Annotated in this window: 13 protein-coding genes; 2 read left to right on the top strand and 11 right to left on the bottom strand. The window is 59.2% G+C overall.

Features of this window, described 5'->3' with window-relative positions; genetic code table 11:
- Nucleotides 1-20 precede the first annotated feature (20 nt).
- Together AC2FND_RS10455 and AC2FND_RS10450 are read right to left on the bottom strand one after the other, a co-directional pair.
- Complete coding sequence (locus AC2FND_RS10455; protein ID WP_209505479.1) at nucleotides 21-488, bottom strand: hypothetical protein; 468 nt, start codon at nucleotides 486-488, stop codon at nucleotides 21-23.
- 76 nt (nucleotides 489-564) lie between these two features.
- The gene (locus AC2FND_RS10450) at nucleotides 565-1,020 is read right to left on the bottom strand and encodes a methylated-DNA--[protein]-cysteine S-methyltransferase (RefSeq protein ID WP_496769582.1); all 456 of its coding nucleotides are present in this window, start codon (nucleotides 1,018-1,020) and stop codon (nucleotides 565-567) included.
- A gap of 134 nt (nucleotides 1,021-1,154) precedes the next feature.
- Here AC2FND_RS10450 and AC2FND_RS10445 point away from each other — a divergent pair, with 134 nt between their 5' ends.
- Nucleotides 1,155-3,125, top strand: coding sequence for a hypothetical protein (locus AC2FND_RS10445; protein WP_496769580.1), 1,971 nt, complete (start codon nucleotides 1,155-1,157; stop codon nucleotides 3,123-3,125).
- Between the two features lie 42 nt (nucleotides 3,126-3,167).
- Here the strand turns inward: AC2FND_RS10445 and ileS are convergent, their stop codons facing one another.
- The 8 genes from ileS to AC2FND_RS10405 all read right to left on the bottom strand — a co-directional run bounded on the left by ileS (nucleotide 3,168) and on the right by AC2FND_RS10405 (nucleotide 14,531).
- Nucleotides 3,168-6,080: an isoleucine--tRNA ligase gene (ileS, locus tag AC2FND_RS10440; RefSeq protein ID WP_496769578.1), complete on the bottom strand. Its 2,913-nt coding sequence runs from the start codon at nucleotides 6,078-6,080 to the stop codon at nucleotides 3,168-3,170.
- Nucleotides 6,081-6,244: 164 nt separating this feature from the next.
- Complete coding sequence (locus AC2FND_RS10435) at nucleotides 6,245-8,953, bottom strand: DUF2339 domain-containing protein (RefSeq protein WP_496769576.1); 2,709 nt, start codon at nucleotides 8,951-8,953, stop codon at nucleotides 6,245-6,247.
- Nucleotides 8,954-9,033: 80 nt separating this feature from the next.
- Nucleotides 9,034-9,513 carry a DUF2269 family protein gene (locus AC2FND_RS10430; RefSeq protein WP_496769574.1) on the bottom strand — a complete coding sequence of 160 codons (480 nt, stop codon included), beginning with the start codon at nucleotides 9,511-9,513 and terminating at the stop codon, nucleotides 9,034-9,036.
- Nucleotides 9,513-10,832: an SDR family oxidoreductase gene (locus tag AC2FND_RS10425; RefSeq protein WP_496769572.1), complete on the bottom strand. Its 1,320-nt coding sequence runs from the start codon at nucleotides 10,830-10,832 to the stop codon at nucleotides 9,513-9,515. The genes AC2FND_RS10430 and AC2FND_RS10425 overlap by 1 nt, the downstream gene beginning before the upstream one ends.
- Before the next feature lie 76 nt (nucleotides 10,833-10,908).
- A complete protein-coding gene (locus AC2FND_RS10420; protein ID WP_209505467.1) occupies nucleotides 10,909-11,619 on the bottom strand; it encodes a VIT1/CCC1 transporter family protein in 711 nt (236 codons plus the stop codon).
- Between the two features lie 62 nt (nucleotides 11,620-11,681).
- Nucleotides 11,682-12,671, bottom strand: a complete 990-nt coding sequence (locus AC2FND_RS10415) for a YcjF family protein (protein WP_496769570.1) — start codon at nucleotides 12,669-12,671, stop codon at nucleotides 11,682-11,684.
- The gene (locus AC2FND_RS10410; protein WP_209505463.1) at nucleotides 12,664-13,119 is read right to left on the bottom strand and encodes a GNAT family N-acetyltransferase; all 456 of its coding nucleotides are present in this window, start codon (nucleotides 13,117-13,119) and stop codon (nucleotides 12,664-12,666) included. Before AC2FND_RS10410 ends, AC2FND_RS10415 begins: the two co-directional genes overlap by 8 nt.
- Nucleotides 13,116-14,531, bottom strand: coding sequence for a YcjX family GTP-binding protein (locus AC2FND_RS10405; RefSeq protein WP_496769568.1), 1,416 nt, complete (start codon nucleotides 14,529-14,531; stop codon nucleotides 13,116-13,118). Before AC2FND_RS10405 ends, AC2FND_RS10410 begins: the two co-directional genes overlap by 4 nt.
- A 107-nt stretch (nucleotides 14,532-14,638) precedes the next feature.
- On the opposite strand from AC2FND_RS10405, the gene truA reads away from it, so the two are divergent.
- Entirely contained in the window at nucleotides 14,639-15,406 is a 768-nt protein-coding gene (truA, locus tag AC2FND_RS10400; protein WP_480920307.1) for a tRNA pseudouridine(38-40) synthase TruA, read from the top strand.
- 1 nt (nucleotide 15,407) lies between these two features.
- On the opposite strand, the gene AC2FND_RS10395 is transcribed toward truA, so the two are convergent.
- The gene (locus AC2FND_RS10395) at nucleotides 15,408-16,322 is read right to left on the bottom strand and encodes a nickel/cobalt transporter (protein ID WP_496769565.1); all 915 of its coding nucleotides are present in this window, start codon (nucleotides 16,320-16,322) and stop codon (nucleotides 15,408-15,410) included.
- Between the last annotated feature and the right edge of the window lie 31 nt (nucleotides 16,323-16,353).

Raw genomic sequence — 16,353 nt, 5'->3', positions numbered from 1 at the left:
CGAGCGCTGCCGGACCCGGTTCAAAGAACGTCCTGAACCTCGAATTCAGTGCCATTATGGGTAAAGACGTCACCTGCGCGCAGACCAGCCATGGCCAGATAGATCGGGCTTTGCGTCGAAATCCCCATATACGTATCTCCGCCCACTTCGAACCGGGTCGTCGAAACACAGACAACAAAGCTGCGGTTGTTGAACCTGATCACCGATCCCGGCCTAACTGTATCTGTCAGACCAAAATCGGTATTCTCGATCACATCGATCTTGGCATGATGCGCATGAACAGGCGCGTCAAACGCAGCCGCCAAATCGGCATTTTCGCGCGATGCGGCTATGTCATCCTTGTCGTGGCCTTCCCGGTCGTCCAGTTGGGCATCCTTCAGAAACGCATCGTAATGGGCCTGCGCCGTTGCAAGCTCCTCCGCCTCAAGCGACATCAACCGGTCGATAATGGCCTTCTTTTTGGCTGCGCGATCTTTTTCGGTGCTCATTCAATGCGATCCTTCAAATTCAACAACGGATATAAGTTGTGCTTCCCAGAACCGGATTGCAACCGAATTTCGAGGCTCAGATCAAAAGACCCGCCGCCCGTTCATGCCTTAGCAGTGCAACCTTTGTCTCGATCCCGCCGCACCCGGAAAACCCGCCCAGCCCATTGGCGGCAAGCACCCGGTGGCAGGGAATAATAACGGGGATCGGGTTTGCCCCGCAGGCCTGACCGACCGGCTGCGCCGGTTGCCCCAACGCCTTGGCGATATCCCCGTAGGTGCGCGTTTCACCCAAGGGAATGGCATACATAAGATCACAGACCTGTCTTTGAAACTGCGATCCATGAATGCGGTAGGGCAGATCGAAACGGGCAAGCCGCCCAGCGTCATAGGCCGCCAACTGCGCCGCCGCCTCGCGCAGCAGAGCGGTCGGCTCGCCGTCGTCCTCGCCGTCCCAGACCAGCCGCGTGAGGGCACCATCCGTTTCCTCGATCCCAAGTCTTCCGAACTGAGTATCAACTGCAATCATCGCCATGGGCTGACGGTTTCAGATCAATCCTCCAAGTTCAAGTGGCGAAGCCACGGGGGTCTGCGCGACACGCGGATTTTGCGAAATGCCGCAATCATGTTAGCTTGGCTGCATTGTCAAAAAGAGATTTGGAGCATGAGATGGGTCGTCATTTGATCCTGACGGTTCACGGAATTGGCGAACAAATACCCGGTGAGACCGTCGATCAGGTTGTCGGGGCCGCGACAACCTGGCTGGATGGCAATCCCGAACCCCCGATTGAGGTTCAGCGCGGGATGATCGAACTGGCCGAAACAACCTTCGACGGCACGCCCCGAAGCGCAAAACTATTCCCGGTCAACCTGCGCAAGGTGACGAAACCGTCAGCACCGCAGGACGAGGCCATGTTTGCCGAGGTTTTCTGGGCCGACCGCTCGCCTGCCCCGAAAGGAGCCATTAAGACAGCATTGGACCTGATCTGGGTTGTTCTCGCGCTGGGTTATCTGGCCATGGACAATGCCGAACAAACGCATAGCCGCGCGGATGTGGCCTCGGACCAAGCCAACGGCAGGAACACTTTGGCCGCGCGGCTGGTACATCTATTTACGTGGATATTCTTTGGCACAGTTGCGACCCTGAATGCCTATCTTCTGATCGGTGCCATAGCCGTTATGGTTGATCGCGTTCCCGGGATCTTCTTTCAAAGCACGATCCTGCTGTTCTGGCTCTTGTTCACGCTTTACGCCGGAGGGGCCGCATACGGACTAAGGCGCAGTTTTACAGCCCCGACTTATCTGAGACGCGTATTCTGGCGCGGCATTTTCGGGATGGGGTTCTTGCTGCTGATCTGCCTGATCATTGGTCCGCTTGGTCTGGAAATCCGAGCCTGCACACCCTTGCAGGACAGCCCGGTTTGCCCTTCGGCGCTGGAGCAGTTTGTAGCTTTTCAGGTCTACCTGCTCGCGTTTTTCTGGGCTTCTCTGATCTTCATGACAATCATTTTGTACGTGCTTTCTGCGACCAGCCTTGATGAAAAGGTTCAGGCAGACAATCTGAAAGAGCACAGGCGGCTGTACCCCAGCATATGTGCAGGCATGTTGGTGTTCTGGATGTTCTTCATTTCCGGGTTGTGGCTAATGCTGCGGGAAATGCTCGACACGATTCCGGGGCTGTCGGATGGAAAACTGACCGGTCTTTTTGACAATTTCCTCAGTGACTCCATCGAAACACTCAGTGTTGCCTTCGCGGCAATTGTCCTGCTTGCGTTTGTCGGTGTTGGCCTGTTTGCCGGTCGCAGAAGGCTGAAGGCGAACCTACATATCCGCGACGGGCTGATCAGCCGCGCCATCCTCAATCGTTTTGCACAATGGGTCTTTTTGTTCGGTGCAATCGTACTGGCGATGGTCACTATCCGAGAAATCGCGTTGAGCCAGCACGTCGATCCCCTGTGCCAAATCGGAACGGACAATTGCAACCTGATTGGCCGGGTTCTGAACAAACTGGCAAGCAAACAGGGCGAGATTGGCCTGATCGTCCTGGGTGCAACAGCATTGATGTACCGCTTTTCCGATTTCGTCGCAGCAGGGCTGGGTGTGGCACGGGACATCGTCACCTATGCCATTCGCGACAAGTGTTTACTGACAGCGGACCTGAAAACGAGGCTGCGCAATTATCCGGATCGCAAGGCGATTGATGAACGATTTTATCGTGCGCTGCATTATGTGGTGGATATCTTTGCCGCGGACCACGTCACGGTGATCTCACATTCACAAGGCACCGTGATTGCCACGCAAATGCTGGCTGATCCACGCGTGCAAAAGCTTATCAATGGGCGCACCCTGACGCTGATTACGATGGGCTGTCCTGTGACCCATATTTATCAGCGCTATTTTCCCGAGATGTTCACAGTCGTTCCCAAAAACCTGAACGCCGCATGGTTCAACATCTTCAGGCAGGATGACTTTGTAGGGACCGAGATTGAAGGCGGTCTGATTTCCGCAAACCGCAACATTCCGGTCGAGCCCGGTGGTCACACAGGATATTTCACGGATTATCAGGTTTGGAAGGTCCTGAAGGATTCAGCCATAGGCTTTGACCTGTTTAATCCGACACCGCAGTCCGCGCAGACGTGAAACGAAAAACGCCCCCTCGAAGGATCGAGAGGGCGGTTTCAATCAGCTTAGCGCCTCATCGCAGCGTCGGCAAACTCCGACATGGGCGTGGCGGCCCACGTCAGGAAGGATTTTCCAACAGCGCTGACATTTCTCGCCTTCTGCTTTTTCGAACACGACGGCCACGCCTTCGATTTCGGGCACACGGAACGCCTCGGCAGGGGCCGGGTCGCCGGTCACGGTCAGGCCCGAGGTGATGCACATGTCGTCCACGTCGAACGTGGCCAGCAGATCGCGGGTATCGCCATCATCGACATGCACGATCGGGGCCGCTTCGAGGCTTGAGCCGATCACCTTGTCCTGGCGCTGGATTTCCAGCGCGGCAGTCACGGCCCGGCGCACTCGGCGCACCTTTGCCATGTTGGCCTCAAGCTCGGCATCGCGCCAATCCGCAGGCGTTTCCGGGAAGTCGACCAAGTGGACCGAGCTATCGTCGCCCGGAAAGCGCTCCAGCCAGACCTCTTCCATGGTGAAAACCAGAACCGGTGCCAGCCACGTGGTCAGGCGATGGAACAGGATATCCAACACCGTCCGCGCAGCACGACGGCGCGGCGTGTCGCCGTCACAATAAAGAGCATCCTTGCGAACGTCGAAATAGAAGGACGACAGATCAACCGTGGCAAAGGTAAAGACCGCACTGAATACGCCCTGGAAATCAAAAGACGCATAACCCTTGCGCACCTGCTCATCCAATTCCGCCAGCCGGCTGAGCACCCAGCGTTCCAGACGCGGCATATCTTCGGGCGCGACGCGATCGGCCTCGGTGAAATCCGCCAGCGAGCCCAGCATGAACCGCATAGTGTTGCGCAGACGGCGATAACTGTCGGCAGTGCCTTTCAGGATCTCCGGCCCGATCCGCTGATCGGCGGTATAGTCGGTCTGTGCCACCCACAGACGCAGGATATCGGCGCCGTACTGCTTGACGACCTCTTCCGGTACGATGGTGTTGCCCAGCGATTTGGACATCTTGTTGCCCTTGGCATCCAGCGTGAAACCATGTGTCACGACGTTGCGATAAGGCGCGCGGCCTTTGGTGCCGCAGGCCTGCAACATGGAAGAATGGAACCAACCACGGTGCTGGTCGGTGCCTTCCATGTAGACGTCGGCGATACCGTCCTCGGTCCCATCTTCGCGGTCGCGCAAAACAAAGGCGTGGGTCGAACCAGAATCGAACCACACATCCAGCACGTCAAACACCTGATCGTAGTCATCGGGGTTGGCGATGCCGTCGAGAATTTTCTCTTTGAACCCGTCGGTGTACCAGATATCGGCGCCGTCTTTCTCAAACGCCGCCTTGATGCGCGCGTTCAGGTCTGCGTTGCGCAGAAGGTAATCCGCGTCGGTGGGCAAGGCACCTTTCTTGGTGAAACAGGTCAGCGGCACGCCCCAGGCGCGTTGGCGCGACAGAACCCAGTCCGGGCGCGCTTCGATCATCGAATAGAGGCGGTTGCGCCCCGTCTGCGGCGTCCACTTCACCAGTTCGTCGATGGAGCGCAGCGCACGTTCGCGGATGGTGTCCCCCATCTCACCCATGCCGTCGTCCAGCTTGCGGTCAACGGATGCAAACCACTGCGGCGTGTTGCGATAGATGATCGGCGCCTTCGAGCGCCATGAATGCGGATAGCTGTGCTTGATCTTGCCGCGCGCCAGCAGCCCGCCGACCTCGGCCAGCTTGTCGATGACAACTTTGTTCGCGTCACCCTCACCACCCTTGCGGGACAGGATGTATTTGCCACCAAAGAACGGCAGATCAGCGCGGAACGAACCATCATCCATCACGTTGTAAGTGATGACCTGCTCCAACATGCCCAAATCGCGGTAGAGTTCGAATTCCTCCATACCATGTGACGGTGCACAGTGAACAAAGCCGGTCCCTTCGGTATCGGTCACAAACTCAGCAGCGCGAAAATCGCGGATGTCGTCCCATTCGCCATTGCCACCTTCGGCACCGGCCAGCGGGTGGGTCAGTTGAACACCTTCAAGTTCATCGGTGGCGACACCGCGTACACGGGTCCACTGATCGTCGTTCAGACGGGCACGACCCAACACATCTGCGGCCAAATTGTCAGCCAGCAGGAATTTGTCACCCACATTGGCCCAACACTCGTCCGGCACGCCGGTGACTTCGTACAGGCCGTAGGAGATGTCTTTGCCATACACGACCGCCTTGTTCGACGGCATAGTCCAGGGAGTGGTGGTCCAGATTACGACGAACGCATCATCCAGATCACCCGCGTTCACGACCTTGAACTTCACCCAGATGGTAAAGCTTTCCTTGTCGTGATACTCGACCTCGGCCTCGGCCAGCGCTGTCTTCTCGATGGGCGACCACATCACGGGTTTCGAGCCCTGATACAGCGTGCCGTTCATCAGGAATTTCATGAACTCGTCGGCAATTACGGCCTCGGCATGGAAGTCCATCGTGATGTAGGGATCAGGCCAGTTGCCGGTGATGCCCAGGCGCTTGAACTCTTCCCGCTGGATGTCGATCCAGCCTTCGGCGAACTTGCGGCATTCCTGACGGAAATCGACGATGTTCACCTCGTCCTTGTTCTTGCCTTTCTTGCGGTACTGTTCTTCGATCTTCCATTCGATCGGCAGGCCGTGGCAGTCCCAACCGGGCACGTAACGCGCGTCAAAGCCCATCATCTGATGGGAGCGCACGATCATGTCCTTGATCGTCTTGTTCAGTGCGTGGCCGATATGCAGGTGGCCATTCGCATAGGGGGGGCCGTCGTGCAGAGTAAAGGGTTTGCGCCCCGTTTTCTCGCGCAGGCGGTCATAGACACCGATGGTCTCCCACCGCTCCAGCCATGCGGGTTCGCGTGCAGGCAGGCCCGCGCGCATGGGGAAATCGGTTTTGGGCAGGTTCAGCGTGTCTTTATAGTCAGGCGTTTGGGTCGTGTCGGCGCACATTTTGAGCGTCCTTTGGATGATCTGGTCGTACTAGGATCGAAGCGGTCGGTGCGAATTCTCAAACACCTTTGCCCGGCGTCTCAGAGGGTCAGAGCGCCGGGGATATAATTCGAATAATGATGGCTGTCCGGTCATACATGGCCGCGCTTATAAGACGCCTGCCTTCAATGGTCCAGAGGTTCCGGCCCATGCGGCGAATGGCGCAGCTTGGCCCAGCGATTCAACCATGCCAGACCGGCCAACCCAAGCCCCAGCGCCAGCAGTGAGAACACGCGGATCAGCCCGCCCAAACCGGCAATATCGATCAGAAAGACCTTGGCCACAGCCAGCCCTATCACCACCAGCCCCGCCTTGCGCATCGCATCCGAACCACGTGCCAGAGATTGGTAGAACAGCGCCGCCCCGACCAGCAGCAGAACAAGGGTATATGTATAAAGCTCGGGCTGCGTGACGCCGTTGCCTTCAAACATGCCTGCTGCGCCCTGCCAGAAATGGCGGATGGTCAACCCGAACCACACGGCAACCAACGCACCCGCAATGGCATAGCTTGCCAGCCTGATCTGCTTTGGCATGTCCATGATCCGCCATGCCGAGAATCCGATGGTCAGTGCAGGCACCAGATAGGCAAGGACAAGGGTGTTCAGAACCGGTGGGCCAAGCACCGGGTCGGCGTTGGGGTTCAGAAGCGGGTTTTGGTCGGTCAAAGCCAGGGTCAGTCGGAACACGCCATGACCGGCAAAGAACGCCGCCAACACGTACCGCGCATAATTCAGCTTGCCACCCAGCCCAAACCTCTGAACCTGAGCGAAGGCCAGCAGCAGCCAGATGACCGCCAGCAGGCCCAGACCCCAATGGCTGTTGTCAGCCCCGCCTTCACCGAAACCTTCAAGCCACCGAAGTAGCAACAGGGACAGCAGAATGCCGCCCGTCGCCCATGCCGCGCTTTCCAGCAACAGCGCTGCAACCGGCCGCTGCAAGGGACGCAACAGCCACCAGCCAGCCACGAAACCCAACGTGGCCGCACCATAGACCATCGCCATTTCGGGCACCGGGGCCGCATTGGCCCAGTCCAGACCCGGGTCAAGCACCAAGCGCACCGTGACGGTAAAGACACCGGCCCAGATAAACCAACTCATCTGCGGCAAGGTGAACCTGCGATCCAAGGCTGCTGCTGCGACGATGCTGGCCACCAGCGCAATCGTCAGCGCGGCCGAGCTGAGCACGATGACGCAAGCAAAGACCAGACAAGACAACGCGGACAACGTGGCCAGAGCAGCCCGCATCCGGTCGTCGCCATCGGCGCGACCACAACGCCCGGCCAGAACCACCATCAGAATTGCCAGGACAATCGCGTGCAGGGCCCAGGCGTACGCACCGATAACCGTGGCAGGACGCCAGCCCAATTCCAAAGCGATAGCCAGCGCTGGTGCAAGAATTACAGCGCCCCCGGCCCAGATTGCACTATACTGGTTTGCCCTGAATGACCGCCATGCCATCAAAATCGACATGAGCGCGCCCAAAGCAACCAGCGCGGTGGCTGCCATCGGAAAGTCGGCCTCGGGTGTCTCGGCATAGGTGTCGGTGAAACTGCGCAGAACTGCGCCGTATTCCAGGCCGTGAGAGGCAACAAAAAACACAAGGCCCGTCGCAGGCAGGACGGTCAGATCCTGTAACGCAGGCGCATCCTTGGCCCACAAAAGCAGTGCCAGAAGCAGGACGGACAGCAGGCAGACACCCAACCAGAATTCAGCCGCTGAGTCTGCCCAATGCCAGGACAGGATCGCGGCACTGGCCGCAATCGCTCCGGCGGCGAGCCGAGTTGGAAACTCGGGCCACGGGCGGGTTCTGGGATTGCGGATCACCTGAGACATCATGCGCCCTGCATGATCGGGCCAAACGCGCCGCACCGGAATGGCCGTCGCCAGAAGTGCAAGCACTGTTGTCGCGACCAGATATCCCGGTTCCGTATTCGGAGCGCCACTGACCAAAAGCAGGTTTGCCGCATATACCCCGACCAACGTCAGAACCGAAATCCACGCCCAGCGCCGCATCGTGTCGATACCCAGCCCCAAAACGGCAACCAAAAGAAAATAGGCATAGAGCCACGATGGATCGTCAGATGCGCCTCCAACCAGAAAGGGAGCTGCAAAAGCTCCGATCAGTCCAACCGCAGCCAGCAGCGGGCCGTGGAACCACCCCAGAACAAGCCCAACAAGCGCGATGACAACCATTCCTGCCAAGGCCGTCTCGGCCCCGATCAGGCCATAAAGCTGCCGCGCAGACAGGATGGCGCCGAACAAGGTAACAAGGCCGGCCCCAGAAAAGACCGATGGCAAATAGGCAGTGGCCACCGCTTCGTCATCCCCGAACCTGCGGCGCAGAACCTCACCCCCGATAATCAAAACCGAGCCGAAGCCAAGCGCGGCGAAAACGCGGGCCGCCGGAGGTAACAATCCGTTCTCAACGCCATATTGCACGAGGAAAATACCGGCCAATGCCAGCGACAGTGCTGAGACCGCGTAAAACCAGTTCTCATGCAGCCACGCGCCCAGCGCGGCAAACCTGTCATGGCGAAATACAATTGCAGGCGTAGCGGCCTCGGTGTCTACATCTTCGGCGCTTTCGTCTTCCTGTCGCTTTGGCACGTCCCACGGCCCCGGGCTGTGAACCTGTTCCTCTGCCATAGGTTGCGGTGCAGGTGCATCCTGTTCCGGTTGCAGCGATGCAAGCGCATCGCCCGACACCAACGCATTGATCTGCGCTTCCAGTTGTTCGACCCGGCGACGCAATCGGGAATGCCCGACCAGAAGTGCAATCAATGTCACCGGGATGGCCAGAACAACCAGGCCAATGAGAACAAGCAACGTTTCCAACCGAGTCTCTCCGATCCGTAATTTCGGCCAAGCTATCTTGTGCTGTCGGTCAGCAACAGTCAGGAAAGCCGTGACAAAGTCTAAAGTACCGAAATCGCCGGACGGGCGATCATCAGCCACAGGATAGTCAAAACCGCCAGAAACGCCGGAACCCCGCAGGCGAACCAGAACCGAAACAAGCGGTGATACTCCGGTGGCAGTTGCGTTCCCCGCTCTGCCGCCGTTCGCGCGTGGTCGCGCAACCGGATTTGAACCCAAACCACCGGCAACCAGAACAAGCCCGTCAAAACATAAAGCACCAGAGTCAACACGATCCATCCTTCGCCCAAAGACCACCCGATCTGCCAGGCAAGCAGAGCTCCGGTCACTGGTTGCAGGATGACAGCGGTCGTGGTGAACAGAAGGTCGGCCAGTACCACGATACCCGCCGTATGGGCGATGACGCGCGGGTCGTTTGTCCGGTGCGCCATCAGCATGAAAAAGGCGATCCCTGCCCCGGTTCCCAGCAGCACACATGCACCGATGACATGCAGCCATCGCAAGATCAGTTCAGGGTCCATCAACGGCTCTCAAACAAGGGCAACGCCACAAGCGACAGGATCATCGCGGGCAGGATTTTCACCAGCGGCCCCAGCGGGTCCAACCACAAGTCTGGCATCGTGACCGAAGCGGCAATCAGGTAGAATATGGCCACAGTCAACTGCGCCACACAGGCCCGCGCCGCCCATCGGCGCCACAGGATGGCCAGACCCAGCGCTATGTCGATCAGAGACCAGAACACAACGCTGGTCACCGCCAAGGCGGATGACCACCCTGCTTCGACCAGCATACCCGAAGCCGCAGACAAACCCGCCAGACCAAACAGGCCCGACAGCAACCAGAACAGGCTGAGTGTTGCAACGATCAGCGGCATCAATAGCGCCATCCGCGCGGTCAACCGATGCTCGCGCGCGCAAGGCAGCATGGCGTAGACCTCAGGCAAGGCGGCAATTCCGCGCCCGGCCGCTGCACGATATGGGCCAGGGTCGCCGACCACGCCATCCGCCATGACCGTCATCGCCGTGCTGCGCAGCGGAGAACGCCAACCCAACAGGGCCAGAAAGTCCGCAATGGCCGCAACGGCTTTTGTCGGGACAGGCGGCAGGATTACATGAAAGCGCGCGGCAGGAAACCCAAGCCACTGTCGCGTGCAGCGCACAACGTCCGACAAACTATGCGGGGGGGTATCCTCGACCAGATCGTAATCACCCTGCGGTAGGCGACCGGCAACGGCAGCAATCACGACGTCGCACAGATCGGGCATCCCGATGCATTGAACGGGTGTATCGGGGTAAGCCAGCGGTTGAATAAAAGGAACAGCAGCCAGCATTCGCAGCAACGCCGTTCCCCCATAATCCGTTTGTCCGATAACAAGCCCCGGCTTCAAGATCCAAAGTGTTACGCCTGATGCATGCAAAGCGGCATCTCCACGTGCCTTGCTGCGCAAGAAATGCGTGCTCGCGTCCGGCTCTGCCCCGATGGCCGAGATCTGAACAACGCTTATGCCCCGATCCGCGCAGGCCCCTGCAAGGGCTGTGATCGCCGTATGGTGCACCGCTTCAAGGTTGTCCTGCGCGTTATCCTGCAAAGCGCCCGCGCAATTCACCACGACATGGACCTCGGCCAGCAGGTCCCGCCAATCGTCCTTGTGCAAAAGTTCACGCAAGTCGCCCTGTTTCAGCGAGACCCCAGGCAGGACCTTTGCCCCTTGCTCAAGATTGCGCCCCATGCCCTGAACTCTGGCACCTGCGGCTGACAACGCCCGCGTGACGGCGGCGCCAATGAACCCATAAGCACCCAGAACCAATACGCTCTTTCCAGAAAGCTCGTGATCTGCCATCGGCCTTTGCACCCGTCTTGCACTACTCTACCTATCCGGGTAGGTTTGACCAGTCGCGACCACCGAGCTGCGACATTTATGGATGGAACAGAGACCCGACGAGATACGCGATCAGTGCCGCCAGACCACCGATCAACAGCGTTTCGATACCTGACCGCCACCAGGGCGCTAACGACCACCGGCTTTTGAACGCACCAATCGCAAAGAAGACCCCCATGGTCATCCAGACCGACATCTCAAAAGCGTTCTCCACCGACGCCAAAAACGGCAACAGCGGGATCATCCCGGCCACAAGGAACGCGAAAAACGTGGCCAACGCGGCTTTCATCGGATGCGGGTCGACACTGCCCAGCCCATATTCACCCTCGATCATCAGGTTGACCCAATGTTCGTGGCTCGATGTGATCGCGGTGGTAGCTTCGTTCAGAATTTCCCCTGACAACCCTTTTTGTGACAGAATTTCACGGACCTCCTCGCGCTCGCCGTCGGGGTAGAGTGCGATGTGGCGTTCCTCGATCGCCCGAATGCGCCGTATGTTGTCCAGTTCGGCCTTGGTGCCCGAGTAATTCCCGGCAGCCATTGAAAACCCGTCCGCCAGAACGTTTGCCAAACCAAGTGCCACGATAACAAACGGGGAAAGACCCGCCCCCGCGACACCGGCAACAATGGCAAACGTGGTGACGGAACCATCAATGCCGCCATACACAACGTCGCGTAACACACCGCGCCCAGGCGGAGCGTTGATCCGGTCGGCAATTTCCTGCGGACTGTGACCGTGATCCGTCATGGTTTGCTCCTATTTTTCACAGGTAGAGTGCAGAAGGGTGTGGTCCGACGCTTTGCTCTGGATCAACCCTTGGAGAACAGACCCTGCAAGGCCCGTTTAATGATGCCTCGTGTGGAAGGTTTGTGGCGCTTAGAGAACGGTAAGGGGCGGCAGACCTCCATCGCGGCCACACCCACTCGGGCGCTGAGTGCACCGTTAACCAGACCTTCTCCGAACCGTCGGGACAATTTGCTGAGAACAGATCCGCCCAGAACAGGTTCCAGCAGATCGTCACCAACGGCCACCGCGCCTGTTGCGATCAGATGCACAAAGACGGCACGGGTCAGACGCCAGCTTCCCAACGTGCCGGCCCGCCCCCCGTAGATTTCCGCAATGCGACGGATCATCCGCAGGGACGCGGCCAGAGCCGTTACAACATCCGCCAGTGCCAGAGGGACCAGAGCGGTCACGGTGGCAACCTGCCGCGCGGCGGCCTCAACCTCACGGCTGGCGACGGCGTCGAGCGGGGCCAACAATTCATCCTCGGCAAGGTTCAAAAGCGCCTCGGCGTCGAACTGTTCCCCCATACGCTCGGACAACCGCTCGCGACCCCAGCAGGTATCCTCGCGCCCTTTGTAGAATGCAATGATGCGATGTGTGACAGCACGCGCCTGAGCCAGGTCTTCATCAGCCAATGCAATATCCGCTGCACGGCGCATCCCATCAACACGGGACAACCGCCCCAAAGCCGCGAGTTCGCGCAGCGCGATGATCACAACCACCAGAACCAATGCAGCCAACAGTCCGACAACGATCCAACCCAATACAGGCGTCCGCGCCACCAGAGAGGTTGCAAAATCCCAGGCGGCCACCGATATGGCGGCCCCGACCACCGAAAGCGCAAGCCCCCAGAACCAGCGCGCAAGGGCCGAAGGTTTGCGGGCCGCCAGCCGGGCCGCGCTTTGCATCGCCTGTCCTTGAGGCGGCACAATATCCGGCACCGGTACAGCCTGCGCGACATCAGCAGCGGGTTCATCATCGTCAAGATTGATCAGAACCGGACCTTTAGCCATTTGTCGCATCCTTTCTGTGCCAGACAAACCTAATGTCCGGTAGCTTTTCGTCGTTTTCCGCCCCATCGCTGCGTGCCACTTCGGCAAAGCCGTTTCGCTCATAGAACCGACAGGCACGGGAATTATTCTGAAACGCGTACAAGCCCAACCGCCGCTGGCATGATTTCGCGTGATCCAGCAATTGCTGACCGATCCCCTGCCCCCGAGCTTGCGCATCCAGATAAAGTGAATGAATTTCACCCCCATTCAGCGCCAGAAACCCGACCACGCCTGTCTCGGCCTCGGCCACAGTGACCCAGTCCTGATCAATCATCCGGCCGCAAAAGGCGATGGTTTCAGCACAGCTGTGCAATTTGGGCATCCAGTCGTTTTCCAAAGCGAAGCCGTGCAAGATCATACCGATTGTACCGGCATCCGTGGTGCGTGCGGGGCGCAGTGTCGCGATCACAATCTGTCTCCGATCAGGAACTGCGCCGCACGATCCAGTCGAATATGCGGGGGGCCGTCACCAGGTTTCAAGGTTAGTTTTGCCGGGGCAAAGGCCATGAACCCATAGTCTTCGTTCAACCAACTCTCCGCCCCTTTTCGCGCCGGACCCAACAGATGCGCCGGATTCTCGGGCAATTCTCCGGGATAAAAAGCGGCCTGTTTGCCGCTGCCTAACAAAGTACCACGCACGCATGGCAGGTCGGTTCCGTCATGGCTGCGTATCTCTTCGGTCGTTGCACGTAACGAGGCCAGAGACAGGGCCGCAGTCCGGGCCCCAGCGAAATTCGCACGATCGCGTGCCTCGCGCGTCAAAGCCTCGATAATTGCGGTCAGGCGGGGATGCTGCGTGTGGTGCAGGTGGTCCGCTTTTGTCGCAGCAAACAGGATGCGTTCGACCTTTTTACCCAGCAAAAGCTGGCTCAGCCATGCGTTCCGGCCCGGACGAAAAGCCGACAGGATATCCGCCATCGCGCGGCGCATATCTTCAACGGCCTGAGGACCCTTGTGAATTGCGCCCAGCGCGTCAACCAGAACCACCTGCCGGTCAATCCGCGAGAAGTGATCCCGAAAAAACGGTTTCACGACCTGAGACTTATAAGCTTCGAACCGCCGTTCCATCTCGCGCTGAAGGGTCCTGCGCCGCGACGGGCCAGTGATTGCCAACGGTGCAAAGGTCAGAACCGGAGATCCCGCCAGATCACCCGGCAACAGGAATCGTCCGGGGGTACAGTCGTAAAACCCGGCATCGCGCGCTGCGTTGAGGTAGGCGGTGAACGACGCGGCCAGAGCTTGTGCGGCAGGTTCGTCGTGCCCTACCGACGGGTCTGTATCTTGGACCAGCGCCAGATATGCGGCAGCCGCTGCGCGGGTCTTAATCCGTGCCAGTGTTTCCTGAGACCAGTCTGCGTAAGACTTGTCCAGCAAGGCCAGATCCAGCAGCCATTCTCCGGGATAATCGACGATATCCAGATGGACCGTGCGCGGCCCTTGCAACCCGGCAAGCAGCCCGGCGGGACGGGCCTTGAAGGACAAACGCAATTCAGACACCGCACGCGTGCTGTCTGGCCAGTGCGGTGTCGGTCCCGTCAGGGCAGACAGGTGCGATTCATAATCGAACCGGGGCACAGTGTCATCCGGTTGGGGTTGCAGAAAGGCGGCATTGATTCGCCCCTCCTGCTGCGCAACCAGCCCGGTCATACGGCCCCGATCCAGCAGATTGGTAACCAACGAAGTGATGAATACTGTTTTGCCGGATCGTGCCAGCCCGGTGACACCCAAACGGATGACCGGCTCGAAAAATGTCTCGGACACGCTGTCGCCGATACTTTCGACGCCACGCGCAAGACTGTCTGCCAGTGAAGAGATGACCAATCCGCCGCCCCGCAATTTTCCTTTTACCCAAGATAGGTAGCGGTCGCGGCACATACCAGCGCTTTCGCCCCCTTGCCCGATCCTGCGCTGCGCTGTACCAGCGGCACATGCCCAGATATGCGTTGAAAGTTGAATACCAGGGGGAACCGTTTGCCGGATGGCAGCGGCAAAAGGATCAGCCGTCGGTGCAAGGTGCCATCGAACAGGCCCTGTCCCGCATTCAACCGGGTTCGCATACGATTGCTGCAGCGGGGCGCACGGACGCCGGCGTTCACGCTCTGGGGCAGGTTGCCCACTGCGACATGGCAAAGGAATGGGACCCGTTCCGCCTGTCTGAGGCGCTGAACTATCACCTCAAGCCTCTCCCAGTGGCCATCGTAAAGGCCGCCCCCGTGACCAAGGATTGGCACGCGCGGTTTTCAGCGGTTGAACGGCAATATCTGTTCCGCATCCTGATGCGCCGGGCGCCCGCAACCCACGACCGGGGACAGGTCTGGCAGATTAGCCACCAGCTGAATGTTGACGCCATGCAGGAAGGCGCAAACATGCTGCTGGGTCGGCATGATTTCACTACGTTCCGGTCGTCGATCTGTCAGGCGGCCAGCCCGGTCAAAACCCTTGATGAACTGCGCGTTGAATGGGTCGAGGGCTTTTCCGCCCCCGAGGTTCATTTCCACGTGCGCGCCCGGTCGTTTTTGCACAATCAGGTGCGCAGTTTCGTCGGAACGCTGGAACGTGTGGGCGCCGGAGCGTGGACCCCGGAAGATGTGCGTGAGGCTTTGAAAGCCGCCGACCGCGCTGCCTGCGGGCCGGTGTGTCCGCCGCACGGGCTGTATCTGGCGCGGGTCGGATACCCGGAACCGGTGTTCGACTGATCTAAACCGCGCGCAGAAGCAACCCGCCTGCAATCACCGCAATGACAAGCCCCGCCACCAGTTCGATGGAGGGTGCCAGAACCGACGCAAAGCGCGTGGCCGACGCCGAAGCCAGCAGCCCGCCGCGCAGACCAAAAGACGTCCACCCGACCAGCGTAGTCACAGTCGCCGTGCCAAGCGCCATGGCGAAAGCACCCGCGATCCCCACCATGGCGATGCCCATTTGCCACGTCAGAATCAGTACAAACAAGGCACCGGTACAAGGCCGAGCTGCTATGCCTGCGATCAGGATCAGGGCTTCGCGCAACGTGCCCACATTCGCGACCTCGTCCGCGGTTGGACCATGACGATGACCACACTCCGCACAGGCTCCGTCATCATGATGGTGCTGATGGGTGTGATCGAAAGGGACATGCTTTTTTCGTTGCCCTGCGAAATTGCGCACAGCCCGTACGACCAACCAAAGCCCAATCAACGCAATGGCTCCGTAGCTGATCGGAGCCATCACCTGTTCGGTCGTCCCAACTAGGCTTTCGCGGGACATCTGAAAGACCAGCACCCCCGCGTAGACCAGCACAACCGCCGTTACCGCCTGACCAAGGCTGGACAATACACTGATCGCCGACAACCGCCAGAAGGCGACACGCCGACCCAAACCGTAGCCCCCTATCAAAACCTTCCCGTGGCCCGGACCCACAGCATGAAAGAACCCGTAGGCGAAACAGACGGTCAGAAGCGTGGCCACCGCCTGAGGCTGTTCCGCGCGCGCGGCACGCAGGGACCGCGCGATCTGGTTCTGAAAGTCCCGCTGCTCTCCGGCAGCCCAACCTGCCAGACTGTCAAACCCACCGCTGCCCCAGAACCAAAGCAGCAAACCAAAGGCCAGAGCGACCGGAACAATCAGGAAACGGGACATGAAACAAGGATCTCAGTCGCAAAGTTCTCAC

It is taken from the genome of Ruegeria sp. BHSB056, from assembly GCF_059613305.1.
This window is presented reverse-complemented; position numbering and strand designations above follow the sequence as displayed.